This window comes from Rhodoluna sp., assembly GCF_049276775.1.
Lineage (GTDB): Bacteria > Actinomycetota > Actinomycetes > Actinomycetales > Microbacteriaceae > Rhodoluna.
Genome location: NZ_JBASXC010000022.1, coordinates 1 through 9,639, shown reverse-complemented (window position 1 = coordinate 9,639; position 9,639 = coordinate 1). Strand labels below are relative to the sequence as shown.

8 protein-coding genes are annotated in these 9,639 nt (G+C 52.3%); 1 reads left to right on the top strand and 7 read right to left on the bottom strand.

The features are described 5' to 3' along the window. Positions 1-125: 125 nt before the first annotated feature. Both WAO31_RS01490 and WAO31_RS01485 read right to left on the bottom strand, forming a co-directional pair. Positions 126-518 carry a hypothetical protein gene (locus tag WAO31_RS01490; protein WP_509589345.1) on the bottom strand — a complete coding sequence of 131 codons (393 nt, stop codon included), beginning with the start codon at positions 516-518 and terminating at the stop codon, positions 126-128. A 45-nt stretch (positions 519-563) separates the two neighbouring features. Further along, positions 564-1,514 carry an asparaginase gene (locus tag WAO31_RS01485; protein ID WP_509589343.1) on the bottom strand — a complete coding sequence of 317 codons (951 nt, stop codon included), beginning with the start codon at positions 1,512-1,514 and terminating at the stop codon, positions 564-566. 71 nt (positions 1,515-1,585) lie between these two features. Between WAO31_RS01485 and WAO31_RS01480 the strand changes: the two genes are divergently transcribed. Then, the gene (locus tag WAO31_RS01480) at positions 1,586-2,404 is read left to right on the top strand and encodes a shikimate 5-dehydrogenase (protein ID WP_509589341.1); all 819 of its coding nucleotides are present in this window, start codon (positions 1,586-1,588) and stop codon (positions 2,402-2,404) included. 46 nt (positions 2,405-2,450) lie between these two features. On the opposite strand, the gene tuf is transcribed toward WAO31_RS01480, so the two are convergent. From tuf to WAO31_RS01455, 5 genes are all read right to left on the bottom strand, one after another. Continuing rightward, on the bottom strand, positions 2,451-3,641 hold the full coding sequence (tuf, locus tag WAO31_RS01475) for an elongation factor Tu (RefSeq protein ID WP_509589338.1): 1,191 nt from the start codon (positions 3,639-3,641) through the stop codon (positions 2,451-2,453). Positions 3,642-3,749: 108 nt separating this feature from the next. Continuing rightward, positions 3,750-5,852: an elongation factor G gene (gene fusA / locus WAO31_RS01470; RefSeq protein WP_509589336.1), complete on the bottom strand. Its 2,103-nt coding sequence runs from the start codon at positions 5,850-5,852 to the stop codon at positions 3,750-3,752. A gap of 69 nt (positions 5,853-5,921) precedes the next feature. After that, positions 5,922-6,392: a 30S ribosomal protein S7 gene (gene rpsG, locus WAO31_RS01465; RefSeq protein WP_506557990.1), complete on the bottom strand. Its 471-nt coding sequence runs from the start codon at positions 6,390-6,392 to the stop codon at positions 5,922-5,924. A 5-nt stretch (positions 6,393-6,397) separates the two neighbouring features. Then, the gene (gene rpsL, locus WAO31_RS01460) at positions 6,398-6,769 is read right to left on the bottom strand and encodes a 30S ribosomal protein S12 (protein WP_506557989.1); all 372 of its coding nucleotides are present in this window, start codon (positions 6,767-6,769) and stop codon (positions 6,398-6,400) included. A gap of 185 nt (positions 6,770-6,954) precedes the next feature. Next, positions 6,955-9,639: DNA-directed RNA polymerase subunit beta' (locus tag WAO31_RS01455; RefSeq protein WP_509589333.1), on the bottom strand; the 2,685-nt coding region annotated here is incomplete at its 5' end.

Sequence of the window (9,639 nt, the reverse complement as noted above, 5' to 3'; positions counted from 1 at the left end):
GGATTGGCCTAAGACAAAGCCAACTACTTGTGAACTTGTCAATACTGCCACAGTGGGGCGTTTCAATGCAAGTTAAAGATCCAGGCTAGGTCTATTCTTTCCACTCCCATGGGGCCATTGAGACCCTAGAAAAACAGGGCCAACCGAGCCCTTGCCACCTTCTCGAACCTGGCCACATCGCCCTTGACCTCGCGAAGCTCCTGGCGGTCCAAAAACATCCCCAGGCTGCCATCTGAATACTCGGCCAAAACACAGGGCTCTTTGCCCGCCGAGGCCTTGAGTTCCGCCTCAGTTCGCTCATTTAGGTGCTTCAGGGCAAAATCAAGCCCGAATTCGGATCGAAGGTCCTTGGTGAGCTGGTCGAAACTGGCCTTTTTGCGGATTGGGGAGTGCGTCACATCGCAGAGCTCACACTTGGCTATTCCGATCAGGTGCCCAAAGAAATACTTGAGCTCCCCCACTATCCCGCCGTCGGCTTTGTATACCCCAACCAGGCGAATTGGCTTTTGCTGATCCATTGCTAGCTAAACCTCTATTTGGGCCTTTTTCTTCCAGCCAAAAAGCTAGAAGGCAACTTCCAGCTGACCAACCACTTGCTCTCCCCCGTAGCTTGCCACCGTGAGCTTTTCGAATAGCTCGTCATAGACCTTTTTGTCGAGCAAACCATGATTGAGAAGCATCTTGATTGCCGCTAGCCCTGCCGGTCTCATGCTGCCATCGGCCACCTTCACGGCGACCCCGTGGCCAGAAGATAGTCCAATGACGAATACTCCCTCGGCCCCGATCTTGGCAAGCATGCCTTTTTCCATCACCATTGTGTCGGAGGCTCCGTGGTCATCAACCACCCAAGGGTTTGAAAGCATGGCATCTCGAATCTCAGTTTCTTCTTGCGCAAACTTCCCTACTGCCCGAGCAAGACCTTGAAGACTCATTAGGTGAAGTGGTGCCCCGCACCCATCAAAGGTTGAGTGTGGGATATTTTCACCCGAGAACTCTTCGATCACTTCAACAATCAGTTTCTGTAGGGGGTGATCTAGCTGCAGGTAGGTTTTGGTGTCCCAACCATTTTGAACACAAGCGGCCAGGAAAGCTGCGTGCTTTCCTGAGCAATTAAATGCAGCCCTTGTTTCAGATGGCGCAGCAGATCGAGCCTTTAGGTTTCCAGGCCAAGCCACCGGGCACTGAAGATCAGCTTCTTTGAGTCCAGCCCCTTCAAGAATTGAAAGAACAATTTGGGTGTGCTCGGGGGTTCCCTGATGCGAGGCGCTCGACATTGCAAGTTCGGCCCCAGAAAGTTTCAAACCTGCACGCCTCATGGCAAGAGCCTGCAGCGGCTTCACAGCCGATCTTGGGTAGATAAGTTTTCGGGAGTTGCCGTGTTCTTGAATGAGCTTGCCGTCAGGCCCAGTTAGGCAAGCAAGTCCGTGGTGACGAGATTCAATAATGCCGGCACGGGTTAGATAGGCAAGCTGCACGGTGTCAGCTACCTGGTAGCCCCAGTTGGAATCAACCATCTTCTAGATTCACCACTTTCTTCTGCCTTCAAGAAACAATCGCGAGTCTATTGCTCTGCCAGACTTATTAGATGCCAATACTAAACAAGGACATGCAGGTCTGTATTTCTCTTGCCGCAAGGCCCACCAACATTGGCACACGGTTTCACAACTTTTTGTATGACGAGCTAGAGCTCAACTTTATTTATAAGGCCTTCACAACCCTTGACCTCGAGGGAGCGGTTAGGGGCATCAGAGCCCTTGGAATCAAAGGGGCATCGATATCGATGACTTTCAAAGAAGCCATCATCCCGATGCTTGATTTCCTAGAGCCATCGGCTGAGGCAATCGAGTCTGTCAACACGGTTGTGAACTCAGGCGGCAAGCTCGTTGGTTCAAACACCGACTTCGAGGCTGTTGCCCAGCTGCTAACCAAATCTCAAATCGACAGTTCATCCAAGGTCTTGGTTCGGGGATCAGGCGGCATGGCAAAAGCTGTAGTTGCCGCCTTCAAGCAAGCCGGCTTTAGCAACCTAACCGTGACTGCCAGAAATCAACAAACCGGTTCAGCCCTAGCTGCCAAATATGGCTACAGCTTCGACCAAGCTTCACTAAACAACCCTGACTTTGATGTTCTGGTGAATGTGACACCCATTGGAATGAGCGGAGCTGACGAATCGGAACTTTCGTTCTCGAAAGAAATGATTGCACACGCAACCACGGTGTTTGATGTTGTGGCGTTTCCTGTTCAGACGCCTTTGGTTATTGAAGCTAAGTCACAAGGTAAGCTCCTGATAACTGGTGCCGAAGTTATCGCCCTGCAGGCTGCAATCCAATTCGAGAAATACACCGGGGTAAAAATAACCCCTGAGCAGATTATTAGGGCGTCTGAGTTTTCTAGATCCAGTTAAACCAAAAACCCCAGTCCGAAGACTGGGGTTTTTGTAAGTAAAAGTATTACTTGGTGATCTTGGTTACAGTTCCTGCACCTACGGTACGGCCACCCTCACGGATAGCAAAACGTAGACCCTCTTCCATGGCGATTGGCTGGATTAGCTCAACCGACATTTCGGTGGTGTCACCAGGCATAACCATTTCGGTTCCTGATGGCAGGGTGATAACACCGGTCACGTCAGTGGTACGGAAGTAGAACTGAGGACGGTAGTTAGCGTAGAACGGGTTGTGACGGCCACCCTCATCCTTGGAAAGGATGTAGACGTTGGCGTCAAAGCCGGTGTGAGGAGTGATCGAACCAGACTTGCAAACAACCTGGCCGCGCTCTACGTCCTCGCGCTTGGTTCCACGTAGAAGTAGTCCAACGTTCTCGCCGGCCTCTGCGTAGTCAAGTAGCTTGCGGAACATCTCGATACCGGTCACGGTGGTCTTCTGCTTCTCGCGGATACCAACGATTTCAACTTCGTCGTTCACGTTAACAGTTCCACGCTCGATCTTGCCAGTGATAACGGTTCCACGACCAGTGATGGTGAAGACGTCTTCAACAGGCATTAGGAAAGGCTTGTCAGTCTCGCGCTTTGGCTCTGGAATGAACTCGTCAACTGCGTCCATTAGCTTCGCTACGGACTCAGCCCACTTAGCGTCACCCTCGAGGGCCTTTAGAGCCGATACCTGAATGACAGGAGCGGTGTCGCCTGGGAACTCGTACTGAGAAAGAAGTTCACGAACCTCAACCTCAACTAGCTCAAGAATTTCTGCGTCATCAACCATGTCGGACTTGTTTAGAGCCACAACGATGTAAGGAACGCCAACCTGCTTTGCAAGTAGTACGTGCTCCTTGGTCTGAGGCATCGGGCCGTCAGTTGCTGCAACCACAAGGATTGCACCATCCATCTGTGCGGCTCCGGTGATCATGTTCTTGATGTAGTCAGCGTGGCCCGGTGCGTCTACGTGAGCGTAGTGGCGCTTCTCGGTCTGGTACTCAACGTGTGAGATGTTGATGGTAATACCGCGCTGCTTCTCCTCTGGGGAGTTGTCGATCTGATCGAAAGCGTAGCTTGCGTTCAGGTCTGGGTGCTTCTCGTGAAGCACCTTTGTAATGGCCGCAGTCAGAGTGGTCTTACCGTGGTCAACGTGACCGATAGTACCGATGTTGACGTGCGGCTTGGTGCGCTCAAATTTCGCCTTAGCCATTTTGGTCCTCCTCAGGACGTTTATAAATCTTTAGACCTTGAGGGCCAAAGGATTTGGGGTTGATTTCTTTTCTTATTCTACAAGATTGTTTGGTCCTTGGAAAAGGACTTATTCGCCCTTGTTCTTCTGGACAATTTCGTCGGCGACGGCTCTAGGGACCTCTGAATAGGCCTCGAAAGTCATCGAGTAGACCGCACGGCCCGAAGTCTTCGAGCGCAGGTCACCGACGTAACCGAACATTTCAGACAGTGGAACCATGGCCGAAACCACCTTGACGCCGGAGGCGTCTTCCATTGACTGAATTTGACCACGACGAGAGTTGAGGTCACCGATGACGTCGCCCATGTATTCCTCTGGGGTTCGTACTTCGACGGCCATCAACGGCTCGAGTAGTACAGGGTTCGCTAGTCTCGAGGCCTCTCTATAGGCCATCGAACCAGCAATCTTAAACGCCATTTCTGACGAGTCAACGTCGTGGTAAGCGCCATCCATCAGGGTGGCCTTAACACCGACAACCGGGTAGCCGGCCAGGGTGCCAACCAGCATGGCGTCCTTGATTCCGGCGTCTACAGACGGGATGTATTCACGAGGAATACGTCCACCGGTGACCTCGTTGACGAATTCGTAAACCTTGTCGCCCTCGACCTCCATTGGCTCGAGCTTGATCTGAATCTTTGCAAACTGTCCAGATCCACCGGTCTGCTTCTTGTGGGTGTAGTCGTATCTTTCAACAACTTTTCTAAGTGTTTCGCGGTAAGCAACCTGAGGCTTACCAACGTTTGCCTCAACCTTGAACTCTCGACGCATACGGTCAACAAGGATGTCGAGGTGAAGCTCACCCATACCTGAGATAACAGTCTGACCCGTTTCCTGATCCTGCTCCACGCGGAAGGTTGGGTCTTCTTCGGCAAGCTTCTGAATAGCTAGACCTAGCTTTTCCTGGTCGCCCTTGGTCTTTGGCTCAATGGCAACGGAAATAACTGGTTCTGGGAAAGTCATCGACTCAAGAACAACAGGGTTAGCCGGGTCACAAAGGGTATCCCCTGTTGTGGTGTCCTTGAGCCCAATTGCCGCGTAGATGTGACCCGCGGTCACAGAATCTACTGGGTTTTCTTTGTTGGCGTGCATCTGGAACAACTTTCCGATGCGCTCTTTCTTGTCTTTGGTGGAGTTCAATACCGCTTCACCGGAAGCTGCCTTACCGGAGTAAACGCGGATGTAAGTCAAGCGACCAAAGAACGGGTGAGACATAACCTTGAAAGCAAGCGCAGAAAACGGTGCGTCTGACTTTGCCTCGCGAGTGAGTTCCTTGGTCTCGTCACGAACGTCTAGACCGACAACTGACTCAACATCTAGAGGAGTTGGTAGGTAGTCAATAACGGCATCAAGCATTGGCTGAACACCCTTGTTCTTAAAGGCGCTTCCGCAAAGAACCGGGTAAATCTGGGAAGAAACGGTTAGCTTGCGGATAGCACCCTTGATCTCGGCGACGGTTAGGTCCTGGCCGGCAAAGAATTTTTCCATGAGGGCATCGTCGGTTTCGGCAACCGCTTCCAGCAACTTAACGCGATACTCGTCAGCCTTGGCCTTCAAATCTGCCGGGATCTCTTCGATCTCGTACTTGGCTCCAAGCTCAACTTCTCCGCGCCAAACGAGGGCACGCATCTCAACTAGGTCAACAACACCTTCGAAGGTGTTCTCAGCTCCGATTGGAAGCTGGATAACTAGAGGTCTTGCACCCAGACGCTTAATGATGGTGTCTACGGTGAAGTAAAAATCTGCTCCTAGCTTGTCCATCTTGTTTACAAAGCAAATGCGAGGAACTTCGTACTTATCAGCCTGACGCCAAACGGTCTCGGACTGTGGCTCAACACCTTCTTTACCGTCGAATACAGCAACGGCTCCATCTAGTACTCGAAGCGAACGCTCTACCTCAACGGTGAAGTCAACGTGGCCCGGTGTATCAATAATGTTGATCTGGTTGTTGTTCCAGAAACAGGTTGTAGCGGCCGAGGTAATGGTGATGCCTCGCTCCTGCTCCTGCTCCATCCAGTCCATGGTGGCTGCACCATCGTGCACCTCACCGATCTTGTGGGTGATACCGGTGTAGTACAAGATGCGCTCAGTGGTGGTTGTCTTACCAGCGTCAATGTGCGCCATGATGCCAATGTTTCGAACCTTATTCAGGTCAGTAAGCACGTCTTGTGCCACGGTTATCCTCCGAAAGTTTTATTGCTTGATAAATCGAGAAAAGTATCTCGACCGGTTTGTAGCTTTTTTCTACCAGCGGTAGTGAGCGAATGCCTTGTTGGATTCGGCCATCTTGTGAGTGTCTTCGCGACGCTTCACAGCAGCACCCAAACCATTTGAGGCATCCAAGATTTCGTTCTGCAGGCGCTCGGTCATGGTCTTTTCACGCCTTGCTTTTGCGTAAGAAACCAACCAGCGCATGGCCAAAGTGTTGGCACGGTGTGCCTTTACTTCAATTGGAACCTGGTAAGTCGATCCACCAACACGGCGTGAGCGAACCTCAACGGTTGGACGCACGTTGTCTAGGGCCTTCTTCAAAAGAACAACGGCTTCGGTGCCGGACTTCTCGTTTGCTCCGTGAAGAGCTCCGTAAACGATGGACTCGGCGATGGACTTCTTGCCATCTAGCAAAATCTTATTTACCAGCTGAGAAACAACAGGGGATCCGTAAACCGGGTCTGCGACAACTGGCTTTTTGGTAACTGGGCCTTTACGAGGCATTTACTTTACTTACCTTTCTTTGCACCGTAGTGGCTGCGAGCCTGCTGACGGTTTTTTACTGCCTGAGTATCAAGGGCTCCGCGAACAATCTTGTAGCGAACACCTGGAAGATCTTTTACACGGCCGCCGCGCACAAGCACCATGGAGTGCTCCTGCAGGTTGTGACCTTCGCCCGGGATGTAGGCGGTTACTTCAATACCGTTGGAGAGCTTCACACGAGCTACCTTACGAAGAGCCGAGTTCGGCTTCTTTGGTGTGGTGGTGTAAACACGAGTACACACACCGCGGCGCTGTGGGCTGGCCTTAAGCGCAGGCGTCTTGGTCTTTGAAACCTTAGCGCTGCGTCCCTTACGGACCAACTGCTGAATTGTTGGCACTACATTCTCCTTGTTATGGCTTTTCTCGCAAAGGAAACCCCTTGAAGAAAATATTCTTTAGTTTGCTCTTTGGCCAAAGATTTGGCCCTTTTTGGCAAGACAATGCGCGCCTAGGGCGCGCTTTGCCAAGCCTAGCTGATTAGGCTCCTAGCGGTCAAATGGTTATTTTGACCCAAAAAGAGGTTCTATTCAGCCGAATCTTCAACACTTACGGCCGCAACCGGCTCATCTTCCATGGAGAAGCTAAGCGATACCTCCGGGGTGGCTTCCTGGGCTATAGCTTCAGCCCCCCACATCCGGTTCGGGTAGCGCTCTTCCTTGGCCTCTTCGGTACCGTCTACCTCGATGTTTCGGTAGGCAGAAAGTCCGGTTCCGGCTGGAATTAGCTTTCCAATGATGACGTTTTCCTTCAGTCCAACCAGTGGATCGGACCTGCGGTCAAGAGCCGCCTGGGTCAGAACCCTCGTGGTCTCCTGGAAGGAGGCTGCCGATAGCCATGACTGAGCAGCCAGGGAGGCACGGGTCATACCCATTACTTCCTGACGAGCAGAGGCGGGCTTCTTACCCTCAGCCACCGCAGCGCGGTTGGCCTGGGTGAAGCGGTTTCGATCGATAATCTCACCGGGCAACATTTCAGTGTCGCCTGAGTCGATAACGGTGACCTTGCCAAGCATCTGACGAACGATAACCTCGAGGTGCTTATCGTGCAGTGGCACACCCTGAGATCCGTAGATCGCCTGAACACCACGGATGATTTCGGCAGCCGCTTCGCGGCTTCCCTTAACCATTAGAACCTCGTGAGGAATTGGAGTTCCATCAACCAGGTAATCTCCGGCCTTGACGGCATCGCCCTTTTCAACCAGTAGGTCATCAGGTGATGTCACCGAGGTAATAGGTGTGTAAGGAGATAGCTTCTTGAATGTCTTCGAAGTGGTTCTAGAGAACGAGTACTGAAGCGCTAGAGCTTCGGCTTCCTTCTCGGCAGCTTCACCGGTTGGACGAACGTAGACGTCGTACTTCTTTGCTCCGGTTGCGGATGCAACTTCAACGATGTCAACGGTTCCAGGCCAGAACGCCATGACGGCGACCTTTCCAGCCTGACGCCATCCAACACGAGCTTCAAGCAAGTCGGTCACACCATTTAGACCCTGGGTGATGTCGTAGGAAATCAATCGCTCAACGCGAACCTTACGACCACCGATGGACTTCAAAATGGTCTGCTTCTTTGCGCTCGATGCGGCACCTCCGGTGTGGAAGGTACGCATTGTTAGCTGGGTTCCTGGCTCACCGATGGACTGTGCGGCAATAATTCCAATTGCCTCACCGATCTCAACCGGGTCACCGGTAGCAAGCGAAGTTCCGTAGCACTTGGCACAAACTCCGTGCACCGACTCACAGGAGAGAACAGAACGAACTGACACGGTTTCAACACCGGCAGCCTTCATGGTCTCGACCAGCTTGGTGTCGATTGGAGTTCCGGCCTTAACGATGGTCTTGCCATCGGCCTTCACATCAACTGCCGCGCAGCGAGCCAAGATCGATAGTTCAACTTGGTCATCGTCTAGCAAGTCCTTATCCAGACCCTTGCTTGTGCCACAATCTGGCTCGCGGACGATAACGTCCTGAGCCACGTCAACCAACCTACGGGTTAGGTAACCCGCAGCTGCAGTTTTCATGGCGGTGTCGGCGTTACCCTTACGGGCACCGGTTGCGTTAATGAAGTACTCGTTGGCGGTTAGTCCAAGTAGGTAGTTTCCCTTAACGGGCATCGGTGCGAAGTCACCAGAGGAAGTAGCAACAGGTCCACGCATACCCATGATGGAACGAATCTGTAGCAAGTTTCCACGAGCACCGGATGTCACCATCTTGTAGATTGCGTTTTCCTCAGGAAGTGATTCTTCTAGCAGGGTACCGATCTCGTTGGTTCTCTTGAACCAAAGCGCTCCAAGCTCGTCTCGTCTTTCGAGGTCGGACTTTAGTCCGTTGTCGAAAGCTTCCTGAATCTTGGTGTGCTCTTTCTCGCCGTCAAGCAAGATCTTGGCACGGGCCTTATCGAAGGAACCAGAAGTATCGAAGTTGGCATCGGAGATGGACATGGAAACACCCGAGCGAGTAGCCCAGTAGAAACCTAAGTCCTTGATGCGGTCAAGTGACTGTGCAACTTCAACGCGGCTAACGGTGTCAACAAGGTCAGTCACGATACGACCGATTTCCTTTTTACCAACGCGCTTTTCCTGGTACGGGAACTCCTGAGGCAGACTCTCGTTGAACAGCGCCCTTCCCAAAGTGGTCTCGCGAATAGTTGTCTCGCCCTCGACTGCCTTCTCGGGCAAACGGATCTTGACCTTAGCGTTCAAATCTAGGAAGCCAGCGTCAAATGCAAGCTGCGCTTCTGCGATCGAACCGTAGGCGTTACCTTCTCCCTTGACTCCCTCTTTCAAGGTGGTCATGTGGAACAGACCAATGATCATGTCCTGGGTTGGGGTGGCAACTGGGCGACCATCGGAAGGCTTCAAGATGTTGTTTGATGCAAGCATCAAAACACGAGCTTCAGCCTGAGCCTCAACAGACAGCGGAAGGTGGACAGCCATCTGGTCACCGTCGAAGTCAGCGTTAAACGCTGCACAGACCAACGGGTGCAGCTGGATAGCCTTACCTTCAACTAGTAGTGGCTCAAAAGCCTGGATACCCAAGCGGTGAAGAGTCGGTGCGCGGTTTAGTAGAACCGGACGCTCCTTGATTACCTCTTCCAGAACTCCCCAAACCTGCGGGCGTGATCTTTCAACCCGGCGCTTTGCAGACTTGATGTTCTGAGCTAGGCCCAACTCAACCAGTCGCTTCATAACGAAAGGCTTGAATAGCTCCAACGC

Bases quoted from the DNA above. Each gene is read 5' to 3' on its own strand.
- WAO31_RS01490 (WP_509589345.1), bottom strand. From the start codon at position 518: ATGGATCAGCAAAAGCCAATTCGCCTGGTTGGGGTATACAAAGCCGAC.
- WAO31_RS01485 (WP_509589343.1), bottom strand. From the start codon at position 1,514: ATGGTTGATTCCAACTGGGGCTACCAGGTAGCTGACACCGTGCAGCTT.
- WAO31_RS01480 (WP_509589341.1), top strand. From the start codon at position 1,586: ATGCCAATACTAAACAAGGACATGCAGGTCTGTATTTCTCTTGCCGCA.
- tuf (WP_509589338.1), bottom strand. From the start codon at position 3,641: ATGGCTAAGGCGAAATTTGAGCGCACCAAGCCGCACGTCAACATCGGT.
- rpsG (WP_506557990.1), bottom strand. From the start codon at position 6,392: ATGCCTCGTAAAGGCCCAGTTACCAAAAAGCCAGTTGTCGCAGACCCG.